General features: G+C 70.8%; 11 protein-coding genes. 8 read left to right on the top strand and 3 right to left on the bottom strand.

The genetic code is table 11. The features are described 5' to 3' along the window. Nucleotide 1 precedes the first annotated feature (1 nt). The 5 genes from mtrB to CEB94_RS16140 all read left to right on the top strand — a co-directional run bounded on the left by mtrB (nt 2) and on the right by CEB94_RS16140 (nt 7,145). A complete protein-coding gene (gene mtrB / locus CEB94_RS16160; protein ID WP_246111811.1) occupies nt 2–2,194 on the top strand; it encodes an MtrAB system histidine kinase MtrB in 2,193 nt (730 codons plus the stop codon). After that, nucleotides 2,184–4,013 (top strand): LpqB family beta-propeller domain-containing protein, encoded by a 1,830-nt coding sequence (locus CEB94_RS16155; protein ID WP_175432899.1) that lies wholly within the window; start codon nt 2,184–2,186, stop codon nt 4,011–4,013. Before mtrB ends, CEB94_RS16155 begins: the two co-directional genes overlap by 11 nt. A 256-nt stretch (nt 4,014–4,269) precedes the next feature. Then, nucleotides 4,270–5,193, top strand: a complete 924-nt coding sequence (locus CEB94_RS16150; protein ID WP_175432898.1) for a ComF family protein — start codon at nt 4,270–4,272, stop codon at nt 5,191–5,193. 310 nt (nt 5,194–5,503) lie between these two features. Further along, entirely contained in the window at nt 5,504–6,199 is a 696-nt protein-coding gene (gene hpf, locus CEB94_RS16145; protein ID WP_062927201.1) for a ribosome hibernation-promoting factor, HPF/YfiA family, read from the top strand. Between the two features lie 205 nt (nt 6,200–6,404). Continuing rightward, nucleotides 6,405–7,145: a response regulator gene (locus tag CEB94_RS16140; protein ID WP_031139906.1), complete on the top strand. Its 741-nt coding sequence runs from the start codon at nt 6,405–6,407 to the stop codon at nt 7,143–7,145. A 9-nt stretch (nt 7,146–7,154) separates the two neighbouring features. Here the strand turns inward: CEB94_RS16140 and CEB94_RS16135 are convergent, their stop codons facing one another. Both CEB94_RS16135 and CEB94_RS16130 read right to left on the bottom strand, forming a co-directional pair. Beyond that, nucleotides 7,155–8,327, bottom strand: coding sequence for a winged helix-turn-helix domain-containing protein (locus tag CEB94_RS16135; protein WP_175432897.1), 1,173 nt, complete (start codon nt 8,325–8,327; stop codon nt 7,155–7,157). Nucleotides 8,328–8,396: 69 nt separating this feature from the next. Beyond that, nucleotides 8,397–8,963 (bottom strand): GNAT family N-acetyltransferase, encoded by a 567-nt coding sequence (locus tag CEB94_RS16130; RefSeq protein WP_175432896.1) that lies wholly within the window; start codon nt 8,961–8,963, stop codon nt 8,397–8,399. Nucleotides 8,964–9,241: 278 nt separating this feature from the next. On the opposite strand from CEB94_RS16130, the gene secA reads away from it, so the two are divergent. Next, nucleotides 9,242–12,088, top strand: a complete 2,847-nt coding sequence (secA, locus tag CEB94_RS16125; protein ID WP_175432895.1) for a preprotein translocase subunit SecA — start codon at nt 9,242–9,244, stop codon at nt 12,086–12,088. 105 nt (nt 12,089–12,193) lie between these two features. Here the strand turns inward: secA and CEB94_RS16120 are convergent, their stop codons facing one another. Continuing rightward, complete coding sequence (locus tag CEB94_RS16120) at nt 12,194–13,360, bottom strand: Rv3235 family protein (protein WP_425472456.1); 1,167 nt, start codon at nt 13,358–13,360, stop codon at nt 12,194–12,196. A gap of 313 nt (nt 13,361–13,673) precedes the next feature. Here CEB94_RS16120 and CEB94_RS16115 point away from each other — a divergent pair, with 313 nt between their 5' ends. Both CEB94_RS16115 and CEB94_RS16110 read left to right on the top strand, forming a co-directional pair. Further along, nucleotides 13,674–14,189: a DUF6912 family protein gene (locus tag CEB94_RS16115; RefSeq protein WP_175432894.1), complete on the top strand. Its 516-nt coding sequence runs from the start codon at nt 13,674–13,676 to the stop codon at nt 14,187–14,189. A gap of 69 nt (nt 14,190–14,258) precedes the next feature. Further along, a complete protein-coding gene (locus CEB94_RS16110; RefSeq protein WP_175432893.1) occupies nt 14,259–14,924 on the top strand; it encodes an HAD family hydrolase in 666 nt (221 codons plus the stop codon). Nucleotides 14,925–15,331: the final 407 nt, after the last annotated feature.

Genomic DNA, 15,331 nt, shown 5'->3' with positions numbered 1-15,331 from the left:
CATGTCCGGCGACAGTGCCGCTTCGGCGCCCGGACGGTCCGGGGCCCGCCCGGAGCGGTCTGTCGGACGGAAGAGGTCCGGCTCCCGCTGGGGGCGGTTCCTGGAGAGCGGGCTGCTGCTCCAGGGCGGAGTCCAGGGCAGCCCGGTCATCCGCCTGTTCATGCGGTGGGTGCGCCGGCCGTTGCTGCCCGTCATGCGGTTGTGGCGGCGCAACATCCAGCTCAAGGTCGTCGTCACGACGTTGCTGATGTCGCTGGGCGTGGTGCTGCTGCTGGGCTTCGTCGTCATCGGGCAGGTGCGCAACGGTCTGCTGGACGCCAAGGTGAAGGCGTCCCAGAGCCAGGCCACGGGCGGGTTCGCGGTGGCCAGTCAGCGGGCCGTCGAAGCGGCGAGTGGCACCGGCGACGACGTCGCCACATCGGACGGGCGTCCCGCGCAGAATGTCACCCCGTGGATGAGCGACCTCGTCTCCTCGCTGTCCAGCGGCGGCCAGGGCGCCTTCGAAGTGGTGACGCTCCCGGCCACCGACGCGGACGGCGCGGGCGGCCGCGGACAGCGTGCCTCCGGCGAGGTGGACTGGAACAGGAGCGTGCCCGCTGACCTGCGCGAGCGGATCGGCAGCAGTACGACGGCCGCGCAGAGCTACACCCGCATCACCTACACCAACGCGACCAAGGACTCCCAACCCGGCCTGGTCATCGGCAAGCAGGTCGACGACCCCAACGGCGACCCGTACCAGCTCTACTACCTCTTCCCGCTCACCCAGGAGGAGAAGTCGCTGAGCCTGGTCAAGGGCACGCTGGCGACGGCCGGGCTGTTCGTCGTCGTCCTGCTCGGGGCCATCGCCTGGCTCGTTGTGCGGCAGGTCGTCACGCCGGTGCGGATGGCGGCGGGGATCGCCGAGCGGCTGTCGGCCGGGCGGCTTCAGGAGCGTATGAAGGTCACCGGCGAGGACGACATCGCGCGGCTCGGGGAGGCCTTCAACAAGATGGCGCAGAACCTCCAGTTGAAGATCAGCCAGCTGGAGGACCTGTCGCGGATGCAGCGCCGGTTCGTGTCGGACGTGTCGCACGAGCTGCGTACGCCGCTGACGACCGTCCGGATGGCCGCGGACGTCATCCACGAGGCGCGTGAGGACTTCGACCCGGTGACCGCGCGGTCGGCGGAGCTGCTCGCCGACCAGCTGGACCGGTTCGAGTCACTGCTCGCCGACCTGCTGGAGATCAGCCGGTTCGACGCGGGCGCCGCGGCGCTGGAGGCGGAGCCGATAGACCTCAGGGACGTCGTACGGCGGGTGGTCAGCGGGGCCGAGCCGCTCGCGGAGCGCAAGGACACGCGGATCCGGATCCTGGGCGCCCAGCAGCCCGTCGTCGCCGAGGCCGACGCCCGGCGCGTGGAGCGCGTGCTGCGCAACCTCGTCGTCAACGCCGTCGAGCACGGCGAGGGCAGGGACGTCGTCGTCAAGCTCGCCGCGGCCGGCGGTGCCGTCGCCGTCGCGGTGCGGGACTACGGTGTCGGGCTCAAGCCGGGCGAGGCGACCCGTGTGTTCAGCCGCTTCTGGCGGGCCGACCCGGCACGCGCGCGTACCACGGGGGGTACGGGCCTGGGGTTGTCCATCGCCCTGGAGGACGCGCGGCTGCACGGCGGCTGGCTGCAGGCGTGGGGCGAGCCGGGCGGCGGTTCGCAGTTCCGGCTGACGCTGCCCAGGACCGCCGACGAGCCTCTGAGGGGCTCCCCGATACCGCTGGAGCCCAAGGACTCACGGCGCAACCGGGGGCTCGACGACGCCGGTCTGCCGTGCGGCGGCGGGGACGGCGAGAAGCGGGCGACCGTGCCGGCGCAGCCGGTGAGCGGGCCGGTGCCTCAGGGGGCCAAGCGGGATCCGATACCCCCGCGTGTCGCCCCTACGGCGGATCCGACGGCGCTGCCCGGAAACGGTTCGCGAGTGGTCCCCAGGCCTGCCTCGGGCACGCGGCGGCAGGACGAATCGGTGGGGGCGGAGGAGCCGGCTCCCGGCGGGGGCGTGAGCGGCCCGGAGGGAACAGGGCGCGACGAGGGTGCCGACGGCCGGGCCGGACGGGATCAGGTCGTGAACGGGCCGCGGGACGAGGACAACGGCTCCGCCGGCCCGGGTAGCCGGGAAAGCGAGTTCGGGGACGTGGACAGGCAAGGGGAGGCATCTCGTGGGCGCTGACCGCGAGGGGCGCGGCCGGCGCAGGCACGCGCGCGTGACGGCGTACGCCGCCTGTGGCGTTCTGGTGCTGGCGGGGTGTGCCTCGATGCCGGACAGCGGGGATCTGCGCGGTGTGGAGTCCACACCGCGCCAGGAGACCCAGGTGCAGGTGTTCGCCGTGCCGCCGGGGGAGGACGCGCCGCCCTCAGAGATCGTGCAGGGTTTCCTGGAGGCACTCACCAGCGACGATGCCCACTACAAGACCGCGCGTCAGTACCTGACCGGCGAAGCCGCGAAGACGTGGCGGCCCGAGGCGTCCGCCACGGTGCTCACGGACGGGCCGGGCGCCAAGCCCGAGCCGGGCGGCGGCGGGGAGGACACCGGCGAGATCTCGTACATGCTGACCGGCACCAAGGTCGCCACCGTCGACGCGCAGCAGGCGTACGCGCCGGCGACGGGGGCGTACGGCAGGAGCGTGCACCTGTCGCAGGACGACAAGCGGCAGTGGCGGATCGACGCGCTGCCGCAGGGCGTCGTCATGGGCGAGTCGGACTTCCAGCGCAACTACATGTCCGTCAGCAAGTACTACTTCGCCTCGAACACCGCCGCGGCCGGATCGAGGTCGCAGCCCACGGTGGTCGCCGACCCCGTCTACGTGCGCCGGCGCGTGGAGCCCATGACGCAGATGGTGAACTCCCTGCTCAACGGGCCCACGCGGTGGCTCGGACCCGTGGTCAGGTCGAGCTTCCCCACCGGTACGGCGCTGGCCAAGGACGCCGGAGCGCTGACGCCCGACGACCGGAGCAAGCTGACGGTCCCGCTCAACGACAAGGCCGCGGGCATCGGCACCAACCGGTGCCAGGAAATGGCCGCCCAGTTGCTGTTCACGCTGCGGAACCTCAGCCCGGCGGTGGACGAGGTCGAGCTGCGGGCCGACGGGGCGGAGCTGTGCTCGCTCACGCAGACGGGGGCCGATTCGGCGGCCTCCCGGAGCTCGGCGCGGCCGCCCGGCTACCTGTACTTCGTCGACGGCAAGCATCGGCTCGTACGGATCTCCGCGGGCAGCAGTGACATCGAGCCGGACCCGGTGCCGGGGGCGCTCGGTGACGGAGACACGGCGCTGCGGTCGGTGGCGGTGTCGCGTGACGAGCGCACCGCGGCCGGCGTCGGCCTCGACGGCCGGTCGCTGTACGTGGGGTCGCTGGTCTCGGGCGGTTCACTGGGCGAGCCGGTGCTGCGCAGCCAGGGCAAGGCCGAGAAGGACCGGCTGACGACTCCCAGCTGGGACGCGGACGACGGCCTGTGGGTGGCCGACCGTGACCCCGACCATCCCCGGCTGCTCCTCTTCGAGGAGGGCAAGGGCGATCCGGTGGAGGTGCGCACGCCGCACCTGGACGGACGGATCCAGTCCGTGCGGGTCGCCGCCGACGGGGTGCGGATCGCGCTCGTCGTGCAGAAGGGCGACAAGAAGACCCTGCTCATCGGGCTGATCGAGCGGGACGAGAAGCCGGGTGAGAAGCCGGCCGTCAGGGTGGTCGAACTGCGCTCCGCGGCACCGGAGTTGGAGGAGATCACCACCATGTCGTGGGCCGGGGACAGCCGGCTCGTGGTGGTCGGGCGCGAGCACGGGGGCGTCGAGCAGATGCGGTACGTCCAGGTCGACGGCTCCACGCCGGACGTGCCGGCGCCCGCGGGCCTGACCGGCGTCAAGGAGGTCACCGCCGCCGAGGACGACCAGCTGCCGCTGGTGGCGTACTCGGTGGACGGCATCGTCCGTCTGCCGTCGGGCGAGCAGTGGCAGAAGGTGACGGAGGGGACGGCCCCGGTCTATCCGGGGTGATCTGCGAGCGCCCCCGGTGGCAGGTGTGGCCGGGGTGTGCTGGGCGTGGGCGGCCGCTCCTGCCGAGGCCGGACTCGGGAGGGGCGGCCGTCGGCATTCAGGGGGTGTGGGTGGGGTTGCTGCTCGCTGCTCCTGCTCGTGAGTTCTGCGGGTGTCGCTCGTGTGGGGGACGAGCGGGTGGCGGGGCGGTTGGTTGTCCACAGGCGGTTGTCCACAGGGGTGGCCGGGCCGGGCCCGTAGGGGCACAGTGGTGGCCATGCGGGGGTGGTGGCAGGACCTCACCGACCTGGTGCTGCCGGGCGCGTGTGGGGGCTGCGGGATGCCTCGTACGGTGCTGTGCGCGCGGTGCCGTGCGGTGCTGAGCGGAGGCGCGGTGCATCGGGTGCGGCCGGTGCCGGAGCCGCCCGGGCTGCCCTTGGTGCACGCGGCGGCCCGGTACGCGGACGAGGTCCGGGCGACGCTGCTGGCCCACAAGGAGCGGGGTGCCCTGGCGCTCGCCGGACCGCTCGGGGTGGCGCTGGCGGGAGCCGTGCGGGCGGGGCTCCAGGGCGCCTGGGCTCCGGCGGAGGCCGGGGTGGCCTGGTCCCGGGGCGGTGGGGCTCCTGTGCTGCTCGTGCCGGTGCCGTCCGGGCGGCGGGCGGTGCGAGCCCGGGGGCATGATCCGGCGCGGCGGATCGCGCTCGCGGCAGCGGGTGAGTTGCGGCGGAGGGGGTTTCCGGCCCGGGTGGTCGGCGTGCTGCGGCAGCGGCGGGCCGTGGCCGACCAGTCGGGGCTCAACTCCCGGCAGCGACTGGACAATCTCGCGGGCGCGCTGGCGGTGGCTCGCGGAGGTGCCCGGCTGCTCTGCGGGGGGCCGGTCGTCCTCGTCGACGACGTGATGACCACGGGGGCCTCGCTGGCGGAGGCCGCGCGAGCCGTGCGGGCAGTCTCGTACGGGCCGGAGATTTTGTCCGGGGCGACCGGGCCGATTCCGAACGCTGCAGGGACTTTGGCCGTGTACGGGGGAGAGACGTGGGAAAGCAGAGAGGAACAGAACGTCGGATCAAGGCGAGAGAGGACGGGCCGGCGGCCCGACCGGCAAGTGGACGCGGGCGCGGTGGACGCCGGCGGAGTCGTTGACGTGGTGTGCGCGGCAGTCGTCGCGGCATCACCGGACTCTTTCGAAATAAACCGGAACTGATTGAGATCTTGTGTCGTTGCAGGTAACGAGAGGGCCTATTCACCTGAACGGAGGTACGCGCCAGTAGAGGGTGACGACATCCGTCCGGGCGAGATATGTTCGGTGAGAGGGAAAGCCGCAGGCCACGCCTCTCAAATCCGATTGCCGTGCTGCGGGTTTTTCTTCATCACTCGCGACGGTGGAGTGGAGATCTCGTTCGCGGGGGAGGAGGTGGAAGTCACCGAGTCCGAGGTTCCGGGACTCACCGGAGCCTGGTGCAAAAGGGAGACGCTCCGCACCGAAGCGGAGCGATCCGGGAACGGAGTTCTGCGTGGACATCGTCGTCAAGGGCCGCAAGACCGAGGTGCCCGAGCGGTTCCGGAAGCACGTGGCCGAGAAGCTGAAGCTGGAGAAGATCCAGAAGCTCGATGGCAAGGTGATCAGCCTCGACGTCGAGGTGTCCAAGGAGCCCAACCCCCGGCAGGCCGACCGCTGTGACCGAGTGGAGATCACGCTCCGCTCCCGCGGTCCGGTGATCCGGGCTGAGGCAGCGGCGAGCGATCCGTACGCGGCGCTCGACCTGGCGGCGGAAAAGCTGGAAGCCCGGCTGCGCAGGCAACACGACAAGCGGTACTCGCGCCGTGGAGCGCGCCGGATCCCGGCCGCCGAGGTCGCCGACCACGTCCCGGGCGTGGCGACGCTCAACGGAAACGGTCTGGTGCCGGCTCCCGAGGAGGAGCCCGAGGCCGTACCCACGAAGAAGATCGGCTCGCTGGAAGTGCAGGGTGACGGCCCCATCGTCGTCCGCGAGAAGACCCACGTCGCAGCCCCCATGACCCTCGACCAGGCTCTCTACGAGATGGAGCTGGTCGGGCACGACTTCTACCTGTTCGTCGACTCCGAGACCAAGGAACCGAGTGTCGTCTACCGACGGCACGCCTACGACTACGGCGTGATCCACCTCAGTACGGACACGATGGTCACGCAGGCGCACGCCCCCGACGCGGGCGGTGCGCTCGGCGGCTGACCGTGCCGGGTGACAGCGGAACAGGTGCCCCTGGAGCGCGTGTGCGCCCCCAGGGGCACCCCCGTGCGACCACTTCGCGCCCCACTCCGGCACTCGGGTGCCGTCCGGGCATGAAATCATGGTGGCCACGGCCCAACCGGTGGGTCGTTGCTCTGGGTTGGCGATGGCTCAGGACCACAGGCCACAGCCTTCAGGGGGAGGAACGATGGCGGACAGCTTCGGACCGATGCGTGATGCCGACGACGGCGTCGTCGGCATGGGCCCGGACTCGGGAACTCCACGCAAGGAACCGATCAGAGTCCTTGTGGTGGACGACCACGCCTTGTTCCGTCGTGGCCTGGAGATCGTGCTCGCGGCCGAGGAGGACATCCAGGTCGTAGGGGAGGCGGGCGACGGCGCAGAGGCCGTCGAGAAGGCCGCCGACCTGCTGCCCGACATCGTCCTGATGGACGTGCGGATGCCCAAGCGTGGCGGAATCGAGGCGTGCACCTCCATCAAGGAGGTGGCACCCAGCGCCAAGATCATCATGCTGACGATCAGTGACGAGGAAGCCGATCTCTACGACGCCATCAAGGCGGGCGCGACCGGCTATCTCCTCAAGGAGATCTCCACGGACGAGGTGGCCACCGCCATTCGCGCGGTGGCCGACGGGCAGTCGCAGATCAGCCCGTCGATGGCGTCGAAGCTCCTCACCGAGTTCAAGTCGATGATCCAGCGCACGGACGAACGCCGGCTGGTGCCCGCGCCGCGCCTGACCGACCGCGAACTGGAAGTCCTCAAGCTCGTCGCGACGGGAATGAACAACCGTGACATCGCCAAGGAGTTGTTCATCTCCGAGAACACCGTGAAGAACCACGTCCGCAACATCCTGGAGAAGCTCCAGCTGCACTCCAGGATGGAAGCGGTGGTGTACGCGATGCGGGAGAAGATCCTCGAGATCCGCTAGGGCGCGGTCTCAGCCGAGCAGGGCGGCGAGTTCCTTCGCCAGGGACTCGCGCAGGTCCGGCGTGTCGACCCGTTCCACGCGGACGTCCGTGCAGTCCACCCAGGTCGCCGCCTCGGCCAGGGCCTGGGCGACGGCCGGGACGGCCTTCGGGCCGTCGAGCGCGACCTGCTTGGCCACCAGCGTGCGGCCCTCGCGGGCCGGGTCCACACGGCCCACGAGACGGCCGCCGGCCAGGACCGGCATCGCGAAGTAGCCGTAGACCCGCTTCTGTTTGGGGACGTAGGCCTCCAGGCGGTGCGTGAAGCCGAAGATCCGCTCCGTGCGCGCCCGCTCCCAGATCAGGGAGTCGAAGGGCGACAGGAGCGTGGTGCGGTGGCGGCCCCGCGGGGGCGTCTCCAGGGCCGCGGGGTCGGCCCAGGCCGGCTTGGCCCAGCCCTCGACCGAGACCGGGACCAGGCCCGAGTCGGCGATCACCGCGTCGACCTGCTCGCCCTTGAGGCGGTGGTAGTCGGCGATGTCCGCGCGGGTGCCGACGCCGAGGGACCGGCCCGCCAGACGGACCAGGCGGCGCAGGCACTCGGTGTCGTCCAGCTCGTCGTGCAGCAGGTCGTCCGGGACGGCGCGCTCGGCCAGGTCGTAGAGGCGCTTCCAGCCGCGGCGCTCCACGCAGACCACCTCGCCGTACATCAGGGCGCGTTCGACGGCGACCTTGGAGCCGGACCAGTCCCACCAGTCGTTCGTCTTCTTCGCGCCGCCCAACTCCGTGGCGGTGAGGGGGCCTTCGGAGCGGATCTGCTTGATGACCTGGTCGTAGACGCCGTCGGGGAGTTCGTGGTTCCAGTGCGGGCGGTTGCGGTAGGCGCGGCGGCGGAAGGCGAAGTGGGGCCACTCCTCGATGGGGAGGATGCAGGCGGCGTGGGACCAGTACTCGAACGAGTGCGTGTCCTGCCAGTAGGCGTCCTCGACTGTCTTCCGTCCGACCCCGCCCAGGCGGGCGTACGGAACGAGTTCATGGGAGCGGGCCAGGACCGAGATGGTGTCGAGCTGTATCGCGCCCAGGTGGCGGAGGATGCCGCGGACGCCGGAGCGGCGGTCGGGCGCGCCGAGGAAGCCCTGGGCGCGGAGCGCGATTCTGCGGGCCTCGTCTGCGGAGAGGTCTGCGGTGGGGGGCGGGGTGGTCATGGTCGCAGCGTATGGGGTGGCACTGACAGCGGAGCGTGACCTGCGCGTTTGCCGGGGCGGCCGAGCCGGTCAGCGCGCCGGCAGGTACGGGGCCGTCGACGGGAGGCCCATGTCGGAGGGGAGCAGGGAGCCCACCCAGGTGTCCCGGCGTACTCCCCTGTTGTTCGTCGCGGAGCGCAGGGTGCCCTCGATCGTGAAGCCCGCTCGCTCCGCCACCGCGCGGGAAGCCCGGTTGCCCACCTCCGCGCGCCATTCGACGCGGTCGAGTGCGGCGCGGGTGAAGGACCAGCGGCAGGCGGCGAGGACGGCCTCGGTGACGTAGCCGTTCGCGCGGTGCTGCTTCGCGGCCCAGAACCCGATCTCGCCCATGCCCAGGGCGCGCATCGTGATGCCGAGCATGCCCGCCAGTTCTCCGGAGCGCGGGAAGACGCCGAAGGTGAACATGGAGCCGTCCGCCCAGCCGTCCGGGACCAGTTGTTCCGTAAAGTTCAGGGCGTGCTCACGCAGGTAGGGCGAGGGGATCGTGGTCCAGCGCTGGATGTCGGAGTCCTGGCAGGCGTCGTACACCGCGTCGGTGTCCCGGGGGCCCACCGTGCGCAGCAGGAGACGGTCCGTGGTGAGGGTGACGGGGTCCATCGGCCGATTCTGCTCGGAGGCCGGTCGCGATGTCATCCTTTTGCCGTGGGTGAGTGGATGGTCACGCGTTGTGCAATTCGATGGAAGGGCGCGGCACTATCCGAAGGGGCCGGACGTTGTCCCCTTTGAAGCAGACGAATCAGAATTGAAGCAGCGGACGGTCGCCGTCGCAGCAGACCCTCCCGGCGCGGTGGGGTCCTCGCATACGATGGCCGTTGCTCAGTAAGTCAAGTGGTAACCGACCGTCCCAGGCCCGACCGGCAAGGAGACCAACCCCCGTGTCCGTCCTCTCGAAGATCATGCGTGCAGGCGAAGGCAAGATCCTGCGCAGGCTGCACCGCATCGCGGACCAGGTCAACTCCATCGAAGAGGACTTCGTCGACCTCTCCGACGCCGAGCTGCACGCACTCACCGATGAGTACAAGCAGCGCTACGCCGACGGCGAGACCCTGGACGACCTGCTGCCCGAGGCTTTCGCCACCGTCCGCGAGGCCGCCAAGCGCGTCCTCGGCCAGCGTCACTACGACGTGCAGATGATGGGTGGCGCCGCCCTGCACATGGGCTACGTGGCCGAGATGAAGACCGGTGAGGGCAAGACCCTCGTCGGCACCCTGCCGGCGTATCTGAACGCTCTGTCCGGCAAGGGCGTCCACATCATCACGGTCAACGACTACCTGGCCGAGCGCGACTCCGAGATGATGGGCCGCGTCCACCGGTTCCTGGGGCTCGAGGTCGGCTGCATCCTCGCCAACATGACGCCGGCTCAGCGCCGCGAGCAGTACGCCTGCGACATCACGTACGGCACGAACAACGAGTTCGGCTTCGACTACCTGCGCGACAACATGGCGTGGTCCCAGGACGAGCTCGTCCAGCGCGGTCACAACTTCGCCATCGTCGACGAGGTCGACTCCATCCTCATCGACGAGGCCCGTACGCCGCTGATCATCTCCGGCCCGGCCGACCAGGCCACCAAGTGGTACGGGGACTTCGCCAAGCTGGTGAAGCGCCTCAAGCGCGGCGAGGCCGGCCAGCCGCTCAAGGGCATCGAGGAGACCGGCGACTACGACGTCGACGAGAAGAAGCGCACGGTCGCCATCCACGAGTCCGGTGTCGCCAAGGTCGAGGACTGGCTGGGCATCGACAACCTCTACGAGTCGGTGAACACCCCGCTGGTGGGCTACCTGAACAACGCCATCAAGGCCAAGGAGCTCTTCAAGAAGGACAAGGACTACGTCATCATCGACGACGAGGTCATGATCGTCGACGAGCACACCGGACGTATCCTCGCGGGCCGCCGCTACAACGAGGGCATGCACCAGGCGATCGAGGCCAAGGAAGCGGTGCCGATCAAGGACGAGAACCAGACGCTCGCCACGATCACCCTCCAGAACTTCTTCCGCCTCTACAAGCGCCACGACCACAACGGCAAGGAGCAGCCGGGTCTGTGCGGCATGACCGGTACGGCCATGACCGAGGCCGCCGAGTTCCACCAGATCTACAAGCTCGGTGTGGTGCCGATCCCCACCAACCGGCCGATGGTCCGCAACGACCAGTCGGACCTGATCTACCGGACCGAGGTCGCCAAGTTCGAGGCGGTCGTCGACGACATCGAGGAGAAGCACCGCAAGGGGCAGCCGATCCTCGTCGGCACGACCTCCGTCGAGAAGTCCGAGTACCTCTCGCAGCAGCTCAGCAAGCGCGGCATCCAGCACGAGGTGCTCAACGCCAAGCAGCACGACCGGGAGGCGACGATCGTCGCCCAGGCCGGCCGCAAGGGCTCCGTCACGGTGGCCACCAACATGGCCGGCCGTGGTACGGACATCAAGCTCGGCGGCAACCCCGAGGACCTCGCCGAGGCGGAGCTGCGTCAGCGCGGCCTCGACCCCGAGGAGCACATCGAGGAGTGGGCGCACGCCCTGCCCGAGGCGCTCAAGCGGGCCGAGAAGGCCGTCCAGGCCGAGAAGGACGAGGTCGAGAAGCTCGGCGGGCTCTACGTGCTGGGCACCGAGCGGCACGAGTCGCGGCGTATCGACAACCAGCTGCGCGGTCGTTCCGGCCGTCAGGGCGACCCGGGCGAGTCCCGCTTCTACCTCTCCCTCGGTGACGACCTGATGCGTCTGTTCAAGGCCCAGATGGTCGAGCGCGTGATGTCGATGGCGAACGTCCCGGACGACGTGCCGATCGAGAACAAGATGGTCACGCGCGCGATCGCCTCCGCCCAGTCGCAGGTCGAGCAGCAGAACTTCGAGACGCGTAAGAACGTCCTGAAGTACGACGAGGTCCTCAACCGTCAGCGCGAGGTCATCTACGGCGAGCGGCGCCGCGTCCTGGAGGGTGAGGACCTGCACGAGCAGGTGCAGCACTTCATGGACGACACCATCGACGCCTACGTCCAGGCCGAGACCGCCGAGGGCTTCCCCGAGGACTGGGACCTCGACCGGCTGTGGGGCGCCTTCAAGCAGCTCTACCCGTGCAGCGTCTCGATCGAGGAGCTGGAGGAGGCGGCCGGCGACCGGGCCGGGCTGACCGCCGAGTTCATCGGCGACTCCATCAAGGACGACATCCGCGAGCAGTACCAGGCGCGTGAGGATCAGCTGGGCTCCGAGATCATGCGTGAGCTGGAGCGCCGGGTCGTGCTGTCGGTCCTCGACCGCAAGTGGCGCGAGCACCTCTACGAGATGGACTACCTCCAGGAGGGCATCGGCCTGCGCGCCATGGCGCAGAAGGACCCGCTGGTCGAGTACCAGCGCGAGGGCTTCGACATGTTCACCGCGATGATGGAGGGCATCAAGGAGGAGTCCGTCGGCTACCTGTTCAACCTGGAGGTCCAGGTCGAGCAGCAGGTCGAGGAGGTCCCGGTCGAGGACACCAAGCCGGTGGCCGACCTCGAGAAGCAGGACGCGGTGCCGGCGCAGGCGGGCTCCCGGCCGGAGATCCGCGCCAAGGGGCTCGACGTCCCGCAGCGGCGCAACCTCCACTTCTCCGCGCCGACGGTCGACGGCGAGGGCGGCACCATCGAGGGCGACTTCACCGAGGACGGCGAGCCGGTGCGCTCCGAGGCCGACGGCCTGACGCGTGCGGAGCGGCGCAAGCAGGCGCGGAGCCGGGGGCGCCGCAAGAAGTGACGGTCGCCGAGGCGCCGTAGCGGTTCGAAGGGCCGGACACCCGAGGGTGTCCGGCCCTTCGGTCTGGGAGCAGCCGCACACCAACTCAGACGGCCACAGCAGGCCTCAGTCGGACTCCGGGCGCGGTGGGCGGGGGCCGCCCAGTTCCACCGCTGTGCAGCGCCAGCGGAGGTCCTGGCCGAGTTCCAGGCGGAAGGCCATGGCGCGCAGCCGGTCGCCGGCGCCGATGCGGGCGAAAGCCTCGATCGCGCCCGGGCGGGGTTCGAAGTAGCCGATGTCGCGGACGACGGGACGGACACCGCGGGTACGCAGCGGGCCGCGTTCGGCCAGCCAGGCCAGCTCGTCGTAGGCACGGCCGCGGGTGTGGCGGAGCATCGAGTGGACGGGGCGGTGGCCGCTCAGCACGGCGACGAGGAGGTCGGCGAAGAGGTCGGTCGGGAGGGGCTGGGGGATCGCCGAGTGGCGGGAACCTCGGGCCGGGACGCGGGGGGCGGTTCCGGTGGTGGCCGCGGCAGCGGCGTCCGGGCGCGCCGGGGCGGCGGTCTCCGTGGTCCTGCGGGGGGCTGTGCGGGTCGCGGAGGGGGTCGGCGGGCGCGTGTCCGCCGGACGGGTGCGGGAGGTCTTGGCGCGGGCGGAGGCCGGCGGACGGCCGCCCGCCGCCGGAGGCCGGGCCCGGCCGCTGCCGGGCGAACGCGGGGGTGCGGCACCGGCGGGTGTGGTGGCGGCTGCGGGGGCGGCGGGGGTGCGGGGTGTGGTGTGAGCGGGGGTGCGTCGAGGGGTGCGGCCGGGAGTGCCGGGAGTGGTGCTGTCGGGGGTGCCGGCTGTGGTGTTCGCGGGCGGAAGGGCCGCTGTTCTGCGGGGGATGCGGGGTGCGGTGACGACCAGAGTGCCGGGTGTGGTGCCGGCGGGCGTGCGAGGTGTGGCGCCGGCCTGAGCCCCGGGTGTGGTGTCCGCGGGAGGGCGGAGTGCTGGGCTGCGCGGGGGGCGGGATGCGGTGCCGGCCGATGCGCGGGGTGCGGCGCCGGCCGGAGTGCCGGGTGGGGTGTTCGTGGAAGGGCGGGGCGCTGTGCTGCCGGGGGTGCGAAGCGCGGTGCCGGCGGCTGTGCGAGGGATCGTGCCGGCCGGTGTCGGAGGTGTGGCGTCGGTCGGTGTGCCGGGTGTGGGGTGTGTCGGCGGGTGGGGTGCCGTGGTCGTGGCGGGGTGGCGTGCGTCATGGAGGGTCGGTGGGTGGGTGGTGGAGCGGTGCCGGGTCCTGGTCATGACCTTGTGCATGGGGGGTCCCCGTTTCGTGGGTCCGGTGAGTACCGGGGAGTAACTTCGAGTGGTGATCTTGTACGGGGCCGACGGGGGCCGCGGCAAGGAAGCACGGTGCGGGTCGCGGGTGCCGGAAGGTTCACCTATCCGGGTGGTGTCGGGGGTGTGGAGCCCACAGGCGCAGGGGTGCGCCGGGTGAATTCCGGGCCCGGGGTGGACGCGTCCGGCGTCATGGGGCGGGACTCGAAAGGGGACGCCCCGCACGTATCCTGAAGGCCTTCCGGAGCCCCTCCGGAGCCCCTCCGACCCACGACCACGAAAGCGGCCAGCCATGCGTGTCTACGTGCCCCTGACCCTCCCCGGTCTCGCCGAGGCGTACAGGACGGGTGAGCTGGGAGCCGGGCCGTTCACCGCCTACGCCGTGACGCCCGGGCTGCGCGAGTGGTACGCCTCCGACGACATCGAGGAACTGGAGTACGCGGCGCTCGGCCGGGCCGCGCAGGCCTCGCTGCGCCTGCTGGCGGCCGAGCCAGGGGCGCCGCGGCGCCGGGTCGTGATCGCCGTCGACGTGGCTGACCGAGCCGCGAGCGCGGATCCGGCTGGGGGGCCCGATCCGGCGGGGCCGGGGGAGGTGCGGGTCGCGGGTGCGGTGCCGCTGGGCAAGGCCGCGTCGGTGCATGTCGACGCGGCGGACGCCCAGGCCGATGTGACGGCGGCGGGCGAGGCGCTGGCGGCGGCGGACGGCGGTGACGACGACGCGCAGTCCGTCGTGGACGGGGCGGAGGACCACGAGCTGCTGTGGTTCGCCACGCAGGAGATCGCGAACCTGGTGGGACGCGGGGACTGAACCGGCGGCGGGGGGCGCGTTGAGGCGCCGCTCTCTTGATTGTCAGTGGGGGCGGGTACGTTTTCGGGCATGGGGATGAAGACGGACGCGCACATTGTCTGGGACTGGAACGGGACGCTGTTCCACGACATCGACGCGATCATCGGGGCGACGAACGCGGCCTTCGCCGAGCTGGGGCTGGAGCCGCTGACGCTGGAGAAGTACCGGGAGCTGTACTGCGTACCGGTGCCGAAGTTCTACGAGCGGCTGATGGGGCGGCTGCCGACCGAGGCCGAGTGGGAGGCCATGGACGACATCTTCCACCGGTACTACACCGAGCACCGGACGGCGTGCGGACTGACGGTGGGAGCCGTGGAGCTGCTGGCCGGGTGGCGGTCGGCGGGGCGCAGCCAGTCGATCCTGAGCATGTACGTGCACGAGGAGCTCGTTCCGCTGGTACGGGGATTCGGCATCGAGCCGCACTTCATACGGGTGGACGGACGCACCGGGCCGTCCGGGGGCAGCAAGGCCGAGCACATGGTGCGTCACCTGGCGTCGCTGAGCGGGGTGGCGCCGGAGCGGACCGTGGTGATCGGTGACGCCGCGGACGACGCGGTGGCCGCGCTGCACGTGGGAGCCCGGGCCGTGCTGTACACCGGCGGGTCGCACAGCCGGGTGAGCCTGGAAGTTGTCGGCGTGCCTGTCGTGGACACGCTGGAGGAAGCGGTTGCGGAGGCGGCGCGGCTCGCCGCATGACCGAAATCCGTATCTGCACTGTGCAGAACGTCAAACTTCCAGGGCTGGTTTTGTACACATACGGCTCATGACGGAGCCCCTGTGAGGAGCGATAGCCTTGGTGGCGTGATCAGCGCGATAGTTCGCGGGGACGTCGTCGTCCCTGCCCTGCGCCCGGCGAGCACGGACGACATCCGTGACCGGGCGGCGGTCGCTGGTTCTCGCGGGCGGGACGTGACATCGAGGACTCCCGGGACGCCGAACATCACCAGGATCCGGGCGTCACGGAGAGCAGCATCACACCGGTGGAGCAGCTCAAGAATGGCTCAGACACCCCCGCTCATCTCACCTTGCGGCATAGCGTCGGCACAGACCGGATACCCCGTGTCACGACGTGAGGTCGTAAGCGCAGAGGCCGTACTTCCTTC

The sequence above is a fragment of the Streptomyces hawaiiensis genome (genome assembly GCF_004803895.1).
Classification (GTDB): Bacteria; Actinomycetota; Actinomycetes; order Streptomycetales; family Streptomycetaceae; genus Streptomyces; species Streptomyces hawaiiensis.
This window is presented reverse-complemented; position numbering and strand designations above follow the sequence as displayed.